The organism is Pueribacillus sp. YX66, assembly GCF_041725775.1.
Taxonomy (GTDB): domain Bacteria; phylum Bacillota; class Bacilli; order Bacillales; family UBA6769; genus Pueribacillus.
In genome coordinates, this window is sequence record NZ_JBEUEL010000022.1 from 1 (window position 1) to 16,694 (window position 16,694).

Annotated in this window: 24 protein-coding genes and 1 pseudogene; 10 read left to right on the forward strand and 15 right to left on the reverse strand. The window is 37.3% G+C overall.

Annotated features, from left to right (window positions below):
- Window positions 1-367: 367 nt before the first annotated feature.
- From ABU914_RS10365 to ABU914_RS10375, 3 genes and pseudogenes are all read left to right on the forward strand, one after another.
- A pseudogene (locus ABU914_RS10365) lies at window positions 368-522 on the forward strand (tyrosine-type recombinase/integrase); the annotation flags it as partial.
- Window positions 523-1,129: 607 nt separating this feature from the next.
- Entirely contained in the window at window positions 1,130-1,408 is a 279-nt protein-coding gene (locus ABU914_RS10370) for an alpha/beta fold hydrolase (protein ID WP_260052621.1), read from the forward strand.
- Window positions 1,409-1,452: 44 nt separating this feature from the next.
- Complete coding sequence (locus ABU914_RS10375; protein ID WP_379669658.1) at window positions 1,453-1,974, forward strand: alpha/beta fold hydrolase; 522 nt, start codon at window positions 1,453-1,455, stop codon at window positions 1,972-1,974.
- Window positions 1,975-2,134: 160 nt separating this feature from the next.
- Here ABU914_RS10375 and ABU914_RS10380 read toward each other — a convergent pair whose 3' ends face one another.
- Window positions 2,135-2,728: a TetR/AcrR family transcriptional regulator gene (locus ABU914_RS10380; RefSeq protein WP_260052620.1), complete on the reverse strand. Its 594-nt coding sequence runs from the start codon at window positions 2,726-2,728 to the stop codon at window positions 2,135-2,137.
- 101 nt (window positions 2,729-2,829) lie between these two features.
- Between ABU914_RS10380 and ABU914_RS10385 the strand changes: the two genes are divergently transcribed.
- The 7 genes from ABU914_RS10385 (at window position 2,830) to ABU914_RS10415 (ending at window position 6,146) form a co-directional block, all read left to right on the forward strand.
- Complete coding sequence (locus ABU914_RS10385; RefSeq protein ID WP_379669659.1) at window positions 2,830-3,543, forward strand: GAP family protein; 714 nt, start codon at window positions 2,830-2,832, stop codon at window positions 3,541-3,543.
- Window positions 3,544-3,565: 22 nt separating this feature from the next.
- Window positions 3,566-3,787, forward strand: a complete 222-nt coding sequence (locus ABU914_RS10390; protein WP_057995589.1) for a hypothetical protein — start codon at window positions 3,566-3,568, stop codon at window positions 3,785-3,787.
- Window positions 3,788-4,540: 753 nt separating this feature from the next.
- Window positions 4,541-4,915: a hypothetical protein gene (locus tag ABU914_RS10395; protein ID WP_379669660.1), complete on the forward strand. Its 375-nt coding sequence runs from the start codon at window positions 4,541-4,543 to the stop codon at window positions 4,913-4,915.
- Between the two features lies 1 nt (window position 4,916).
- The gene (locus tag ABU914_RS10400; protein ID WP_379669661.1) at window positions 4,917-5,381 is read left to right on the forward strand and encodes an HNH endonuclease; all 465 of its coding nucleotides are present in this window, start codon (window positions 4,917-4,919) and stop codon (window positions 5,379-5,381) included.
- Complete coding sequence (locus ABU914_RS10405; RefSeq protein ID WP_379669662.1) at window positions 5,368-5,604, forward strand: hypothetical protein; 237 nt, start codon at window positions 5,368-5,370, stop codon at window positions 5,602-5,604. The genes ABU914_RS10400 and ABU914_RS10405 overlap by 14 nt, the downstream gene beginning before the upstream one ends.
- Window positions 5,605-5,695: 91 nt before the next feature.
- Window positions 5,696-5,926, forward strand: a complete 231-nt coding sequence (locus ABU914_RS10410; protein WP_379669663.1) for a hypothetical protein — start codon at window positions 5,696-5,698, stop codon at window positions 5,924-5,926.
- 49 nt (window positions 5,927-5,975) lie between these two features.
- Entirely contained in the window at window positions 5,976-6,146 is a 171-nt protein-coding gene (locus ABU914_RS10415; protein ID WP_379669664.1) for a hypothetical protein, read from the forward strand.
- 209 nt (window positions 6,147-6,355) lie between these two features.
- On the opposite strand, the gene ABU914_RS10420 is transcribed toward ABU914_RS10415, so the two are convergent.
- The 14 genes from ABU914_RS10420 to ABU914_RS10485 all read right to left on the reverse strand — a co-directional run bounded on the left by ABU914_RS10420 (window position 6,356) and on the right by ABU914_RS10485 (window position 16,683).
- Window positions 6,356-6,922 carry a D-Ala-D-Ala carboxypeptidase family metallohydrolase gene (locus tag ABU914_RS10420; RefSeq protein ID WP_379669665.1) on the reverse strand — a complete coding sequence of 189 codons (567 nt, stop codon included), beginning with the start codon at window positions 6,920-6,922 and terminating at the stop codon, window positions 6,356-6,358.
- On the reverse strand, window positions 6,919-7,158 hold the full coding sequence (locus ABU914_RS10425; protein WP_379669666.1) for a phage holin: 240 nt from the start codon (window positions 7,156-7,158) through the stop codon (window positions 6,919-6,921). The genes ABU914_RS10420 and ABU914_RS10425 overlap by 4 nt, the downstream gene beginning before the upstream one ends.
- Window positions 7,159-7,170: 12 nt before the next feature.
- Window positions 7,171-7,434 carry a hypothetical protein gene (locus tag ABU914_RS10430; protein ID WP_379669667.1) on the reverse strand — a complete coding sequence of 88 codons (264 nt, stop codon included), beginning with the start codon at window positions 7,432-7,434 and terminating at the stop codon, window positions 7,171-7,173.
- A gap of 71 nt (window positions 7,435-7,505) precedes the next feature.
- Window positions 7,506-7,643 carry a hypothetical protein gene (locus ABU914_RS10435; protein WP_379669668.1) on the reverse strand — a complete coding sequence of 46 codons (138 nt, stop codon included), beginning with the start codon at window positions 7,641-7,643 and terminating at the stop codon, window positions 7,506-7,508.
- Window positions 7,640-7,930: a hypothetical protein gene (locus ABU914_RS10440; RefSeq protein WP_379669669.1), complete on the reverse strand. Its 291-nt coding sequence runs from the start codon at window positions 7,928-7,930 to the stop codon at window positions 7,640-7,642. The genes ABU914_RS10435 and ABU914_RS10440 overlap by 4 nt, the downstream gene beginning before the upstream one ends.
- The gene (locus tag ABU914_RS10445; protein ID WP_379669670.1) at window positions 7,927-10,626 is read right to left on the reverse strand and encodes a phage tail spike protein; all 2,700 of its coding nucleotides are present in this window, start codon (window positions 10,624-10,626) and stop codon (window positions 7,927-7,929) included. Before ABU914_RS10445 ends, ABU914_RS10440 begins: the two co-directional genes overlap by 4 nt.
- A gap of 48 nt (window positions 10,627-10,674) precedes the next feature.
- The gene (locus ABU914_RS10450) at window positions 10,675-10,929 is read right to left on the reverse strand and encodes a hypothetical protein (protein ID WP_379669671.1); all 255 of its coding nucleotides are present in this window, start codon (window positions 10,927-10,929) and stop codon (window positions 10,675-10,677) included.
- A gap of 70 nt (window positions 10,930-10,999) precedes the next feature.
- Window positions 11,000-11,224: a hypothetical protein gene (locus ABU914_RS10455; protein WP_379669672.1), complete on the reverse strand. Its 225-nt coding sequence runs from the start codon at window positions 11,222-11,224 to the stop codon at window positions 11,000-11,002.
- 28 nt (window positions 11,225-11,252) lie between these two features.
- Window positions 11,253-11,786 (reverse strand): hypothetical protein, encoded by a 534-nt coding sequence (locus ABU914_RS10460; RefSeq protein WP_379669673.1) that lies wholly within the window; start codon window positions 11,784-11,786, stop codon window positions 11,253-11,255.
- Window positions 11,787-11,794: 8 nt separating this feature from the next.
- On the reverse strand, window positions 11,795-13,198 hold the full coding sequence (locus tag ABU914_RS10465) for a distal tail protein Dit (protein WP_379669674.1): 1,404 nt from the start codon (window positions 13,196-13,198) through the stop codon (window positions 11,795-11,797).
- 4 nt (window positions 13,199-13,202) lie between these two features.
- Window positions 13,203-15,536, reverse strand: a complete 2,334-nt coding sequence (locus ABU914_RS10470) for a tape measure protein (RefSeq protein ID WP_379669675.1) — start codon at window positions 15,534-15,536, stop codon at window positions 13,203-13,205.
- Between the two features lie 58 nt (window positions 15,537-15,594).
- Window positions 15,595-15,720 carry a zinc finger domain-containing protein gene (locus ABU914_RS10475; protein ID WP_379669676.1) on the reverse strand — a complete coding sequence of 42 codons (126 nt, stop codon included), beginning with the start codon at window positions 15,718-15,720 and terminating at the stop codon, window positions 15,595-15,597.
- Window positions 15,698-16,276, reverse strand: a complete 579-nt coding sequence (locus ABU914_RS10480; protein ID WP_379669677.1) for a Gp15 family bacteriophage protein — start codon at window positions 16,274-16,276, stop codon at window positions 15,698-15,700. Before ABU914_RS10480 ends, ABU914_RS10475 begins: the two co-directional genes overlap by 23 nt.
- 5 nt (window positions 16,277-16,281) lie before the next feature.
- Window positions 16,282-16,683 carry a hypothetical protein gene (locus tag ABU914_RS10485; protein WP_379669678.1) on the reverse strand — a complete coding sequence of 134 codons (402 nt, stop codon included), beginning with the start codon at window positions 16,681-16,683 and terminating at the stop codon, window positions 16,282-16,284.
- Window positions 16,684-16,694: the final 11 nt, after the last annotated feature.

Below are 16,694 nucleotides of genomic sequence, written 5' to 3' on the forward strand. Positions count from 1 at the left end.
ATATCGTTTCCTTTTTTGTTTCATAAACCTACCTTAACATATCCTTTCTTGCTGTCTAAAATCTTGGGTCCATTATAAGGATTTCTAGTTAATCTATAAAACTATTTACTTATTAGTTATTTAATTTGCCTCTACAAATTCTATCGTAATTTCCTTTAATCGTTTATTGTTATATTACAATTTCTTTACAATAATCATATCAAGCTATTAATTATGTAACAAGTTAATAACCAACTCAAATCATTTTGAGAATAATCATCAAAAATTTCAGCACTATCAATCAATAAAGCTTAAACATTTTTACATCCATAGCTATCAGCTTTATTTCTTTTTCTTTATTTGTTGAAGTAAGCGTCACGTAAAAGATAAATACATTACCCCTCATGGATTTAAACAACACGCACACTTCTCTACTTATTGAAAACCGCTGCAGGTATAAAAGAAATCCAAGAACGGTTAGGTCATTCAGATATCAATACAACGATGAATATCTACGCACATATGACCAAAAATATAGAATAAAAGACCTCTCAAAAGTTCAGTGAACTAACGAAAGGTCTTCTCTAAAAATTTTATTGTATGGTGTATCAAAAAAAGTGAAAGTTAGCATTTTGCCACTAACAAACTCTCAAGCCCTTTAATATAGAGGGATTTGGGAGGTTATTACATCATTCCACCCATCTTTGAGGGGGTATTTTATAGCAACATACAACAGCAAAAGTGCGATATTACAAGCTTTTTCCTATCTTTATATTCAATGACATTCACTGAAAATTAATAATAAGTTAGCAAAAAGTTAGCAACGAGAAAATACAAAAATATTCTATTTTATAATAGTACTGTAGTTTTAAAATTTAGTTTAATCGTTTATAAAAAAGTTGTACCATTTTACCTCTTTAAATTTTTATCTTAAGTGATTTTCCAATTACTCGGATAACAGATGAAAGAGAGGAGAGAAAAGAGTTCGATTTCTCCCCTTTCTTTTTTTGTGTAAGCCCTGATATTACTGGATTTACTCAATATTCTACTCAATATAATTTCAATAAAAATTCAAAACTCATCCAATAGGATTTTTACCCAATCAAAATTAATATCAATCAGGCTGGTTCAATAAAGTGTCCAGTCTTTTTTGTGTTCAATTAATGCTCAATTAACAAAAATGTACAATAAAGGATTTACTGAAAAGCAAATAAAATTAAAAGATGGTACTGTATTAAATTATGGTGAAGGACCGAGTAACGGCAAAACACCACTGCTATTAATTCATGGACAAGCTATGACATGGGAAGATTATGCAAAGGTATTACCCGAAATCTCAGAGTACTATCATGTTTATGCGGTTGATTGTCATGGTCATGGAGAGTCCGATTGGAATCCTGAAAAATATTCAGCTAAGGCAATGCAATAGATTTTGCTGAATTTATCGAAGAAGAAATAGGAGAGAAAACATATGTGTGGGTATATGGATTTCAAATGTATGAAGACTTTAAAAATCAGCAAGAAGTGAAAGATTATTTCACTTACTCTTTACGGAATAGTTACTGGAAGAAGTTATTTGGAAACATCCTTTGGAAAAATTTCTCGAAGGATGCTATCAACTATCGTAAAAAACAACCAAACAAGCCAGTACATTTAGTTTATTTGCCGCCACAAATTAATAGGATCTTTGAAACTGAAACATATCCATTTGGTCGCAAATTTGGAGAAACCTTTTACGATAATTCATGGTTTGACGATTATAATCAATCGGAAGTATTATCAAAAATCAAAAGTCCTACTAAATTCATAAAAGCGAAAACAACTTTAGATGAAGGTTTATTAGTAGCAGCATTGTCAGATGAAGATGCAGATTGTGTTGTTGAATTATTGCATAATGGTAAAAGAGTAGATGTCGATACACTGGGACATGATATTCACTACGATAAGCCAAAAGAATTTACGGAAATTTTGGTTAGTTTTTTGAAAGATTTATAAATTTTAGGAGTAAGGGTAAATAAGTTTGATTGTATGACTGCTAAAAATATGTTTGGCCAAAATCCACAAATCTCTAATCCAATAGAAAATCAATTTGAATAACAATTAGGGTGGAAGTAGATAATCTAATAAGAATGAATTATCTACTTCCGAGTATTGTTTATTTATTACAGAGTGTTTTTAAATGATAACTGATTACTTCCTTCACCTTTTCTGGAGTGTACACATCTGGTCTTAACAAGGTATGGAATGACAGCCCTTCAATCAATGCAGATAACCGACTGCTTTCTAAATCTGCATTAACTGATTCCGATAATATTCCTTTTAGAGTTAATATCTTGATCATTGAATTTGCTAAATCATATGTACCATCCGTCATTTCGTCTTTCTTCTCTTTTAATGCATCACTTGTTAGGGAACGGAGTGCAAAAATCCACCAAACACTCGTTTCAATTTTCTTTTCTTCGTCGATTGGTACAAGCTCCAGTAACACTTCCTCAACTGCCTGTAATGGATTTTTTGACCATTCTTTATGATCAGAACGCTTTTTTCCTTCTTCTATGTAGTATTCTATAATAAACAGCAGCATTTCATCTTTAGTTGAAAAATAATGTCTTAACGCACCAGGAGACATTCCTGCTTCAGCAGCGACTCTTCGTATTGATGCTTTCTCAATACCCTCTTTCTCAATAATCTTCCATGCAGCTTCAGCAATTAACTTTCGTTTCTTGTCATGATTAACAAATTTTGGCATGAATAAATATCACTTCCTTTTTTTAATACAGTGTGTTATTATCTTTTTAGCACAGTGTGTTATTTTGATGATATCACACTTTATAAAGGGGGACTAATTATTTGATTGAAATCATTGAAACAATCATGCCTTCCTCATCAATAGATATATCCGTAGCCCTACTAATTATCTCTATTTGTGCATTAGTTGATATATTAAGTCCTGGTGTGCTAGCTATTACGGGCTATTTATTACTTACACAACCTAATCAGCTTTCTTCTCGTCTATTTGTATTTTTATTTGTTATTCAGTTAGGTTATTTCATGATTGGTATATTACTGTACTTTGGTGGGGACACACTATTGGGGTTGATTGAAAATTTATCAGAATTTGATTTTATCAATTGGTTTTATACTGTCACGGGAACACTTCTTGTTTTGGTTAGCTTCATAAAACCAAAAGAGGGCACAATAGAACGTCTTACGTCATGGATTCCAAGACAGACAACAATAAGGGGAATAATTATTTTGGGTATTATTGTGTTTCTTATTGAATTTGTAACGGCATTGCCTTATTTCTATTCGATTTTTTTATTAAATCATCTGCCGATTAATTCCTTTTCTTCTATATTTGTAATAATTGGGTACAATCTTGTAATGGTGCTTCCTTCTCTATTATTGTTAGGGATTAGTATTGTGTTTAAAGATAAACTGCAGCATTTTCTAAAGAATATAAAAACAAAATTAAATGAAGCACCAATTTCTTCACTATTAGTAGCAATAGGTGTAGTAGGTGCAGTATTTTTTAATATTGGTATTAGAGGTATCTTAAATTAAAAAAATGAACGAGGTGTTTAATATGAAAGAAATTATTAGTGGAATTAGTTTACTTTTCGTAATCCAAGGAGTAGGAGGTTTAATCAATCATTTGACAAATGGCGGAAAAAGTTGGTTTTTGGTGAATTATATTGATGTGTTTCAAGGTTGGGAAATTGCGATAGATATTTTATTGATTGTTATTGGTGGGGTTATTGGTTTATTTTCTATGAAAAAATCTAGTTCATCTAGAAATGGTAAATAAAGAGTAAGATGAACATCTCTCCCTTCACAGCTTTTCTTAATAAAATAACTTAAATTCATAGGTTAAAAAACCTTGTTTATCTTAGCGTTGTTGGCATCGAATGTAAGTCTAAAATGTAATAATGATGATCGATTGATACGAAGATTTGTATGTACTATGAAGTGAGAATAATAAATCAACAAAAACATTTCTAGAGGGTTTAAAATTTTTCTAGGAGGATGGATAGAGGGAGCTTTCTATATCATAGCTCCCTTTCTATTAGTTGTAACAATGAACATCTACGCACATATGACCAAAAATATAGAAGAAAAGACCTCCCAAAAGTTCAGTGAACTAACGAAAGGTCTTCTCTAAAAATTTAATTGTATGGTGTATCAAAATAATGGAAGTTAGCAAAATGTTAGCATGACGCCACTAACCAACCCTCAAACCCTTTAATATCAAGGGTTTCAGGCAGCTATTACATCATGCCGCCCATAATTCTTTGATTTTCTTCGCATTTCGCCCTATTTCTTTTTACATGTTTTATTTGATGTTTCTGATTATAAAAACACATGCCATTTCGTTTATCCACGCATTTTTATTTCTTCCTGTGACCTTCTTGTGATTTTTTAAAAAGTCACTCTTAGCACCCTTTCGGGTGCTTTTTTCTTTTTCGAAAAATAAATAAAAAAACTTTAAAAAAGGTATTGACATAATATTTTATACATGTTATATTATAGATAACAAAGGAAAGCGAAAGGGGAAATTGAAATGAAAAACATTATGAAGCGTGCATGGGAAATTGCTCGTAAAGGACAAGAGAAGTTTGGAGGAAAGGTTAGCGAATACTTTGCAGAAGCGTTAAAAATGGCATGGGCTGAAACGAAGAAGGTCACAATCACTACTACTAGTGGAAGTAAAAGAAACAAGTCTTGGGTTGCTAAAATCACAGGGACGCACCCAAAATGGAAATTAAATCGTGAGTTTGTCGATGCAGTAGAAGAAAACGACTGGACTGGAAAAGTATTTGAACTAGAAAGTGGTATCTATGAAGTGTGTGATGCTGGCGACCGTGAGTTTATCAAAATTGATAACGGCGAAATTGAATATTTAGAGTATGAAGAAGTAACTGCGATGGTTGCTTAATATGAAACGAAAAGACTTAACGGGTAACGTGTATGGCGATTTAACTGTCATCAGATACAGTCGAAATGATCCTGTCAATCGCTCACCCATGTGGCTTTGTAAATGTACATGTGGATACGAAAAGGTTATACATGGGTATGCGCTAGAACATGGTCATTATAAAAGCTGTGGATGCAAACGAGCTGAAAAACGAGATGCGGGAGTTAAAAAACACATTGCAAAAGACAGTGTAAACGGAACTCGAAAAAGCGCCCTGAAAGCAAAATTACATAAAGGAAATACTAGCGGTCATAAAGGTGTAGCGTGGATAAAACAGCGAAATAAGTGGCGCGCTTATATCGGGTATAGAGGTAAACAAATTACCTTGGGGCATTTCGATAATAAAGACGATGCAATTAAAGCTAGAAAGTTGGCTGAGGAAAAATATCATAAACCCTACTTGGAGGATGAAAATGGACATAAATGAAATTAAGAACTTTATGCACGAAAATCTTTTGACTAAAAAAGAAGCCATGGAAATTACAGGGCAGTCACTGTCTGCTTTCGACCAGTCTGTAGCGACGGGTAAGCTTGTGCCTTTTTTCGAGAAAGGCAAAGGTCGAAGTACAGTAAGACTATACCTAAAAAACGATGTCGAAAGGTATAACGAACAGCGATTGAAACACCTTGAAAAATTTAATAGAAAATAATAAAAAAAGTATTGACATTGTATATTATGCATGTTATATTATATATAACAACAGGAGATAACATCGAGATAATAATTAGGAGGTAATAAAAATGGAAAAAGTACAGTTTGAAGGAAAAGAATTTACACTAACGCAACAACCTTACATTGACGGTCCATCGGGTGGGGAACCAATTTTCAAGGCGATGGCGATTGATACAGATGGCAACGAGTACGAGGTCGAGTGGGAAGTCGTTGATAATTGGGAGGAAGTCGCTGAAAATGGCGATGACCAAGAACTAGTCGAAGATTGGAGTGCACCTAGCAACGTAACGAAAATCTAACACGAGGGGCATCGTCCCCTCTCCAAATTAAAATTAGGAGGAATGAAAAATGAAATACGCTGAATACTTAAGAAGCGTCGAAGGATTGAGTGAAGAACAAATTAACAACAGAATGAGAGGAGCTGACTTCGAAAGCTACTCTGCATACTTGCGCTACTGCCGTGAAAACGGTATCGAAAGAGAACCTTACGAAGACGTATTTTGGGCGGACAGGTGGTAAGCATGGCTCTCGTACAATGCTCTTCATGTAAAGAGAAAATAATCGAAAATGATGACGAAGCCATTCTCGAATGCCCGTTTTGTGGAAGCACTGTAATAGAGGTATTAGAAGATTAGTTACTATGCTATAATTATTTTAGGGACGGCAACACCCCGTCCTTACCATATTAACGTATGCCCGACTATCCCCAGTCGGGCTTTTGTTTTTATTTAAAACCTTGCTTTACCATTGCGAGTGTCAACGTGTGTAAACGTATTATACTTGCCTACACCATTAAACAGCTTGTCTGCTTCACGATATACTCGACTAGGCGAAACACCTCTCACGACAATATCAGCAGCTTTCCCATATAGATGCTGACTATTTGATGCGCCACCCACACGTCGATTGTGTGCTGGTGTACGATACCCCGAATTGATTACTACAGCTTTATCACCTAGCCTGTATCGCAATTCTTCGAGTTTCAAAAGCAAATTGTTATCCATGCCACCGCTAGGTAGTTTTCCACTACCTTTACAACGAAACTCGCTAATTTTAAAATTACGTGTTCCCCTTTTCCCTACTTGATTCCGAGCATGGTCAAGAGCTTTTCTCGTCTCGGGCCCGATAATTCCGTCAACCTTGATTTTCTTGTTAAATCGCTTGTTATAGTCGGATTGAAATGTACGAACCGCCTGTTTTGTTTTTGGACCATTTTTCCCATCAGCGCCATACGGTCGCATAATCTCGCCATAACCTAGTTGGATAAGTTTTGTTTGTGCTGTTTTAACGCTCAATTTTCAGCCTTCCTTTCTTTGAGTTCTTGCATAATGATGTCAGCTTCTTGTGCTTCTTGCGTCACGCTATTGTTTTTCCACCAAGCCCACAATGCCATAGAGACTGTTGCAATGCTTGAAATAGCTTCATAGATTTGTTCTTCGCTAAATGGAAGTGGATTCCAACCGAGTGTGACTAACGTCTGATTAACGAGCAATATTACTAAAACAACTAGACGTACAATTGCTTGTTTCATAGATTTAACCTCCTATAAAAATTTATCAACGAGTAAATAAATAAAGCCACTACCGCCGAATATGGCGAATAGTAGCTTCCATCCGTTATTTAAATTAATTTTTTTTCGATTAAAAAACTCATCTATCATGCGATTGTTAATAGTATCAAGCATTTCCTTCTGTTCACGATTCCCCTCTTTAATTGACTCTTGCACGCTATCCATCTTTTGAGATAAACCTTGCATTGTGACTTCTAGCGCCGTAATCCTCTGCTCATGATTCTGCCATATGGGCATTTCCTCCAACTCCCTGTCTTTCAAAGATAACCGCCCCCCTTTTTTATCTCTTTAAGGCAAAATAAAAAAGCCTATTCGGCTAAATGTCCAAGTCCCTGGTCTTCTAGTATTTGTTTTACCTGAGGCTTAAGCAAGTTAGGAACATTTTCAAACGTTTGTTTCCCTTTCATAATGTATTCTGCGAAAATCATTGCTAACATATCGCTCATTCCTTTCCTCCATTTATTGTATACATGGCTAATTCCATGAGAGCCATTTCTAAGCGTTCAATATCAGTAGGCTTATTCTTCTCCCGCTCATACTCTTCAATCAACTGTTGCTGTCGCTCTTCGTCAAACACAAGTTTGCCATTTTCATATTTCCAACAACTAGAGTCTGACGTAAAAATATCATGATCATCTTCAATATCTAACTCAATTTCTCCTTCGGCATATGATGGTGTGCTTCCCCATCCATCTAGATAGCCTTTATCATCAACTGTGAAATAAATTTTCATACCCCCAACACCTCTGTCATAGCGAGTCTGTTATGCGGGTTAGTACCATTATCTGCATGACCCACAATTCTGTCATCATACACATATAAATATTTAAAAATAACTGTACTACCACGTCCAAGAACACATTTAATTCCTGCGCCATTGTGAGTAAATATATGGGATTTCGGAATAAAAGTAGGGTATTGATAATTGTGATTTAAACTCCCTTGTCCAGGTTCATACGCTTGCCACTTTATAAGCCAACCACTACGACATTGCGACAACGGTGTTAAAGGATAAATGGTTTGCGTATCAGTTGGATAACGCTCGCCAATCCATAAGCTTATTTGTCCGCCTTGTTTTAATGCGAGATATGCTGTAGTTTCGGGGTTGTATACAGTAGGCGATGGACTTTTTACTAACTGGATACCATCAGCTTGTACCCAATTGTTGTCGCCACCCGAAACCTTAACATCAAGATAATCCCCTGGTTGAAAGTTAGTGGGTATCGTAAAGTTAGTAGCAAAACGAATGGGTGTGTAATCATTGGGAACTCTGCTATACGAGTGATTGATCAATCTCGTGTGAAGTTGCCCTTGGTGGATATAATCCACTTCGAAACGTGGTATACCTGCCGCTTGTCCCCAGTGCCTTTTGAAATATCCTGATATTGTGTATGTCCCACCTGCTCCAATGCCTTCCTCAATATACTGCCTTACATAGTTTGCATTGCGCACGACAATAGCCTGCTCATCAAAAATAGGAGTTGCACGAAAATCGGGGTTTCCGTATTCAGGAACCCTCGCAACTTTAGGACTACCCGACTTTCTCCAATAAGGTTTTTGAATGTGATAATCAACATTTTCTGTGTTTGCTGGATTAATCATTTCATACCAGTTATATGTTGTATTTTCTGTTGCCCAATCAATTATTAAGTCCTCAAAATTATGATCTCCTAAAAGGTTCGGCAAAGGCGTAACTAACGCTTTAACATTGGATAACGCATCTTTTACAGTGATGTCACCTTCGTTTACAGTTACTTCGCCAAATGTCCCTGTAGCACCTGTAACATCTCCGCTAAAATGCCCGCTTTCCGCATATATTTCCCCTTTAAAATATCCGTTCTCAAAATGGGCATTTCCATCCAAATCAAGCCAAGAGACGGGGTTGCCGTCTGCATCATATTGCACAAGCCCGTTTATTCCGTCCCATTCAATGCGAGCACCTGTAATACTTGTTCGTAATGGCACCTGATTAACGTCGATGATACCCGTTTTTAACCGACTGGCATCTTTCGCAATATCATCTGTTTGCTGTTTCGTGTATGCGTCAACTTCTTCCGCGGTTGTCGGCGTCATTTTCACCCACTCGTTCCCAATGACGACATGAGGTACTTTTACATCACCAGACGTGTCTACCCATATAGGATTTTCCCCCTCTTTAATTGGAGGTGGTGTCTCAGACTCGATTTTTTTAGGCTCAGCATACTCACGAAGTTCGGCGGCGGTAATCCGCTTTTTTACCTCTCGCTGTAATTGTCGCCATATCGCATATACTTCTTCCTCGGTGTACTCTATAAAATCACCTAGTTTTATGTCCTTTTTAGCTTGTGACTTTATCGATCGTTCCTGCTCAAAGACACGAGCCTCAAGGTAAAGTGGCGGATTAAACTTTTCGTCTTTAATACGAATGGTGTCGCCAAATCGTATCTTCTGCCCTTCCAAACCTGGTACGTTTTCCAAGTCCACGACCGAACATTCGTACGTTACAACAGCATTAATACGCTTGTTTAATTCTGTACGTGTGTACTGTCGTAATTCCGCTAGCGTCATTTCCTGCCGCTCGGATTGCGGTTCGTAAACCTCGATAAGGTGTCGTAATTCTCCCGTAATCGGGTCGGGTCTACCCCATCGTTGTAAGGCTTCGTCATCCTCAACAAGCACTTCTAATCGTGTGCCATCCTCACGCTCGGGTCCGAGTCCAACAAGCGCCGTTACAATGCGCTCTGTGTTCTCAATTCGCCTAATTCCGTCAAGGTCTCTTCCAAATGTAGCCTCTCGTCCTCGCCATTCGCCTACTCGTTCGAGTAAATCGACAAATCGTCCCGTTATGCGATTTCCGTTATGCTCGACACGAAAGCGCAATTCTAGCTCAAAGTCTTTCGCGATTCGCTTTAACAACGAAAATGGGTCTGTATGTTCTTCGATTTCAAACGATAGTTGCTTGTCACTCTCAATGATTCCCGCTCGCCACCCCGTGTTATTAAGCGCAAACCCAACCATCATTGACGCAGTTTGATTGTTTCTCTTTGTCGGATAAATAACGTTTGCTTTTTTCAAATCGAGATAGCTCGCCGTAGAAACAACATACATTTTATATCCTTCTGTATCCCGATACTTTTCGCTTTCGTAAATAATAAATTCCTGCAAAGAACCATCTTCATCGGGAATAATGATGCGATTTCGGTCTTTCAAATGTTGCGTAAAGGGTTGATCAGCAAACGTATAAAATGCATACGTTTCAAGCGTATCCTCAAGCGAGCGACGGTGTGTGTCGTCGATGATAAAATCTGACGTAATGTCGTCGAGTATTTCGTCGCTTTGCCCGTCTGCTATATTTATGATAGGCACAACTACACCACCCCCGCCAGTTTCATCATCATCAAACATATCAACCGAGCCTATACGCATGCTTCCGAGTTGTGTTTCTGCCACGTTATCACCTCTTTCAATGAAAAAAGCACCTCATAATGAGATGCTTTGTTAAATATGTGTTAACACTATTGTATCGCCATCTATTTTCCTTATCCTAAAACGACCCGAATGCATTCCTTCAAAACCACTATTTGAATAAAACTCGATCGTTCCTAAAGACTTCTTATTTCTAATTACAGTTTTAAAAAAATCTTTAACTGCTTGATCACTGGATTTAATTATTAATCCCGTATCTGTTTTTTCATAAAAACCTTTTCCCAACAACTCTTCATTTTCAATTACAATTTTTTCAAACTGGCTCATCTTATCCCCCCCTTCCCATCTACTTATTTCGACAAGAAAAGAGGAAATCCTTTTCCAATAACTATCACAGTTAGTTGAGTATGCCTTTTTGTTTCCATTTTTCGAATACCTGTTTCCAGCGGGGTGTTATATTTGGGTGATTCACCAATTCACTAAAGTTGACTCCCGAATCATAGAAAAGAGTCACAAACTCTCTTATTGGTATCGTTTCGTGCTCCAACACTTCAATAACTTCTTCTCCTTTTAAATTAACAGTAACAGGTATGCTTGATTTTCTAACATCGTCTACTAGCATTTAAGCTCACCTCACAAGATGATGGAATTCACGAAATATTAAAAAATACATCATATAACATATCATCATTACTTTTATTTCGAATATCAACTCTCATAGTCTTTGTTTTAACTTTGATTACAGGCGACAGCAGTCTACGCTGTCCCTCGGATAAAAATTCTTCTTTTCTATACTCCATGATGTCACCACCCTCATTCATCCAGTTTAAAAAAATACTGAAGTCATGATCTTCATTGCTCAAGACTCCTACTGTAAAATAATTAACACGCGAATCAAATGTAAATCTTTTTCCATTTCTATATGCCATTGCTGTAACTTCCACATCTTGTTCGTGTAGATACTCCTTTAAACTCCCAGTTAGTTGAGTAGGCATTGGATTTTCTTTCGAAACGGGAACCCATAAGCCTTGTTCGTTTCGTGTGTAATTAGCAACGGGCAAAGGATTGTCTCTTCCCGATACCTCCCAATCATCCCCGCCCCAAAACTGCGGATAACCAAAAGGGATTGTTCGATTATCTACAGTAATAAACTCTTTTTTAAGCTGTTTATCTTGATATGGCATATTATCACCTACCTATATCTCGGTTTAAATCGTACTTTCGTATCGAACGCATTTTCGGGTAAAACCGTAAGCGTCGTAAAGCCTTTTGGCAAATCAAAATATTTATTACCAAGGTCTTTAAGACGTTTTATATCTTCGCCATTTAACAGCAACTCGTTATTTATGTGGTCAAACGTAAAAACATCGCCCTCATGAGCGATGTATGGTGTTTGGTCAACCGTGATTTGGTTGTATTTTTTTACAGTAATGCGGTTAATCCCTACTTCGTTAGCCTGTTGTGTATTTCCGTATTTCGCAATATCAATGCGTATAAATTTAAGCAGTCCTGCATATTCTTTTTTTACGTCAGGAAATGCTGTCGTGAGTGTATCGACGTGTCGCCCTGCTTGCGTGATGCGAGCGACGTAAAACCAGTACGTGTTGTTTATGCGAGTGACTCGTAAAAGCCCGTTCCACACTCGTTGTGTACGCATATCGTAGTTTCGACTCGAGATAGGATAGTTTACGAAATCACCTACATAAGGTCCGACCCGCGCTTCCACAGTTTTGCGTAAAATCCTATCCGAGTTATCCCACAGACGTAACAATCCAAGTTCATTATTGTTTTCGTCGTAATAGTTAGTCGAGATGCGAAACGTTCTTTCGGGTGTTTCAGAACGGACATTTACATAAAATTCAATTTCAAAGTCTTCAGAAGGATCTACTTCTGTAATAAGACGTGGACCATGCCAACCTGTGCCTGTTCCGTAGGATTGGACTTGTATGCCGAGACTCCCCTTGATAAAGCTACCTGTTGAGCCCGAGGGCGTATCCCACTGGTCAAGAGTATCGCCTATCTCGTCTAGTAGCGTAACTTTTTCTTCGACAACCTGCTCATCCACGTCAGCGGGACGACCGATCATGTTGTATCGTTCACCATCGCTAACCATCGCAAAAGTGACTGGTTGTTTTGCGGTTAGCTCAAAGATTGGCTTTGCAGGTGCTGTGCCTGGATTTTCTACGATGGCGCTGTCTTGCGTAAATTCTTGTGTGAGTTCTTGACCATACTTGTATGGGTCAGAACGTCTTATATAAATTGACGCATCGTGATGACCTAAATGTACTTTTTCTCCTGTTTCTTCCGAATTTTCCACAATCCCATAATATGTTTTATCGGGTTCATCGGGAAATATGATGGGAACAGGCATGTCTGTTGTTAAAATGTCGTTTAAATAGTCGATTGTTTCTCGTAAGTTTTTACTAATGATTTTTATGTCGATTTCCAATAACTTAGCAGGAGTTTCGACAGAATCAACATATTCACCGTCCATTCCTGTAACGGGGATTGTGTTAACTCTGAGTTGCGGCAATCCCCTTCCACGAATGTCTTTTATGCGAAAGTAAGGGGTTAAATCAATACCATTAAAAATCAAGTCATCACCTCCTAAATGCCCTTTTCACTCTTTCGTCACGGTCAATTTCCTCTTTAATAGGCTTCCAAATCACTTGACCTACCTTTCTACCGTCCATGTAAATGTCACCTGCTTCAATCTGAATAACTTGCCGTGTAGTTTGAGTTCTATTAACTATTCCACCACCACTACTGGAAACAGCACTAATCGGCAACACTCCGCCTAAAAACGAATTAGCAGACAACCCTTGTAATTTACGCAAACCAATAAATTCTGGTTGAATTTCACGAGATAAATTGTCAACTAATTTATCCATTGACTTTATGGCATCTTTAGAGCCTTTATCAATACCGATCGAAAGACCTTCAGAAGTCCATTCCCCAAACTGCTCAAATAGTTTTGATGGCGAACTAATTTTCAACATCGACTTAGCCTTATTTATAACGCCATCTACGACGCCTGCTACTGCTTCAATAGCCGATGCACCCATGTTTTTAATTCCGTTAATCAAGCCTCGTATTAAATCTTTTCCAGCGCTTAACATATCACCCACTTTTTCAGTAACTTTTCCTGGCATTTCTCCGATTTTCTGACTTACTACTCTTACAGCTTCGCTTAGCTTGTTCTGAATAGCCTGTTTCACTTCTTCAAATTTCTGTCTGGCGGTTGTAACAATTTCTGACGCTTTATTCTTGGCGTTAATAACCATTTCAGTAAAACGTCTAATTAAATCATTTTTAGCTTGTGTAATCCTGTCGATAATAGCTTGTTTAAGTTGTTCGAACCTGTCTCTTGCGTTATGGTAAAGTTGAGTTGCTCTTTCTATTGCTTTATCTTTCATTTCAGCAAAATATTTAACAACGCTCGCAACTAATTCTGTTACCTTTTCGACTGCCCGACTCAATAAATTACCAAACCACTCAATTATGGCATTTACCATGTCGGGAATGATGGAATTACCGACTAAAATATCGTAAAGGAATTCAAACCATCCAATAACAGTTTCCACAATTCCTTGGACAAATCCGACTATTCCATCCCATAGATTTTTGAAAAAATCGACAGCCGATTCAGTTGCTGCGTTCCAAAAATCGAGAGCTCCTTGGAAGTCGCCTTTAAAAATTGCAACAATTGCATTTACGACGTTTACTACAACATCAATTAAATTTATAAATGCGTTTATGATTGGTCCAACCGCACGGACAACGCCACTTAAAACCGATGACCAAACTACGATTGCCGCAACTACCGCCCCGCCGATAATCATTCCTAATGTTTGGAGGATGGGGAACAAACTTTCTAGCAAACCCTTCAGATCTTCCCAAATGGGCGTAAGCTGGCTAATCAATACATCTCGAGTTTCCATAAAAGTATCTATTAAAGGTTTAGCTGCATCTTTAACTCGTTCGAAAACAGGTTTTAATTCATCAAAGCGTTCACGAACCCATCTAACTGCGCTTGCTACAGCTGGGATTGCGGTATTAGCAATCCAACCAAAAACACCTTGAACAACAGGTTTTAAGCTATTTATAGCACCTTCAAGCGAGCCCGTTCCACCAAGTGCATCATCTATTGCCGCAATAATATCAGCAACACCCATGACCACCCATGTTTTCATGTTAGTCCATGCTGTTTTAATACCGCCGCTTGCAGTTTGAGCTGTTTCAGCAAATCCACCTTGCGCCTGATCTAATTCAATGAGTTTATCATTAAATTCAGACATAGTGATTTCGCCGGACTTTAATGCTTCATAAAAGTCATTAGTCGCACTTTCTCCTGTGAAACCAAATGCTTCAGCAGTTTCACGCAACGCAAAAGGCATCGTTTCTTGTAACGTTCTCCAAGATTGTAAGTCTACTTCCCCTTTAGCAAGCATTTGGACATACTGGTCAAGACCCCGCTGTGCATCTTGCGCACTTGCACCTGATGCTAAAAAAGCATTGTTTAACGCTAACGTAGTATCGACAGCACCCTCCAAATCACCTGTCATGATTGCGATATTTTGAGCAGTAGACGCAACCTCATCCAATCGAGTGGGTAAACCTTGAATGCCATCTGATAATTTATCAATCGCACGCTGTGAATCGTTAGCATCAAATCCGATTTGTTGCATAACTCTAGGAAAATTATTCAAGGTATCGTACCTATCGATTGCACCATCAAGTGAGCGTTTAACCATATCGATACCTTTATAGGCTAGTCCGACAAGCCCTAATGCTCCTGCCAGCTTTCCAACAGTAGCCAATCCTCTTTTTGCTGTACTACCTATTCCACTAAGTCTACCCTCGACCTTTTTTATATTGCCACCGACTTTAGAATCATCGAGAATAACCTCAATTTTTACAGAACCATCTGCCATATATACATTTCACCCCCATACTTTAAAATTCACTTAGTATAGGGGCTCAAAGGCTCTCTTATTTTTCAAATTTATTTAAAGTGTTACATCTAGTACACTTGATTTCAGCTTCACCTTTTAATTTTGCGAGTAATTTTGCGCATTTTTTACAACGTACTTCTTCAAGTTTCTTCATCGTTATCATCTTCCAATGCGTATTGTTTCTTTAACTTACGCAATCGTTCACGTTCTTTTTGCATTCCTTTACCAGTTGGCAACTCTGCTGTACGTATACCGACGATTCTACTAAATATAGAATCTTCACTTAATCCGTTTAATAATGCCTTAAACTTCTTCCAGTGTAATTTCCCTTGTTGTTCATATAAATCAATTTGATAAGTATGCATAAAACTAGCATAGATATATTCAGCATCTTGTACTAAGTCATACGCCCTTTTATCATCGTTAGGGATATCAGGCATTGGATTACCTTCTAGATCAAGAGTTTGATGTTCTTCTTCTTCAGAACCAATTGCGCTTTTAAACAAATCGATAAAAATCTTCTCTTTTGTTTCGATGTCATACTGTTCTAATTCGTCATTTACGAGCATCATTAAGCCCGTATTAATCTTTTCTTCATCGTTAATTTTTTCGTCTTTAATTAAGTCAAATAAACGTAATATGTTATCAAAGGACATGTCTAGTTTGTATTTAATGCCGTCAATTTCAGCTATATCTTCAATTGGATACGCTAAATTCATAGCGCTCACTTCTTATTGTTTTGTTTGCTTTTCTGTTTATTGATTTTTTCTTTTGCTTCTAAGTATTTTTTCGCTTTGCTAAAATTGTCGTTTCCTAAACGCTTATTTACTTCTTCTTTTAAACCTTGTGAAATCTGAATGAAGTATTCAACTATAATAAAAATAGACGGTGATAATTCATATAATTTATCAAATGAGCCATCGCCTAGCATTGCATCGACAATCTCACTGATTGCCTTTTTCTGTGCTTCAAAATCATTTTCATCAACTTCATTTATTTTCCTTCTAATGTCCAGGTCTGCATCGTACAGCTTTTTTAAATTCTCATCTGACATATCAAACGCTAATTTGACATCGCCAACTTCTATCGGAATCACATGCGTTTTCGTTTGAATTTTAATAGCCAATTAAATCACTC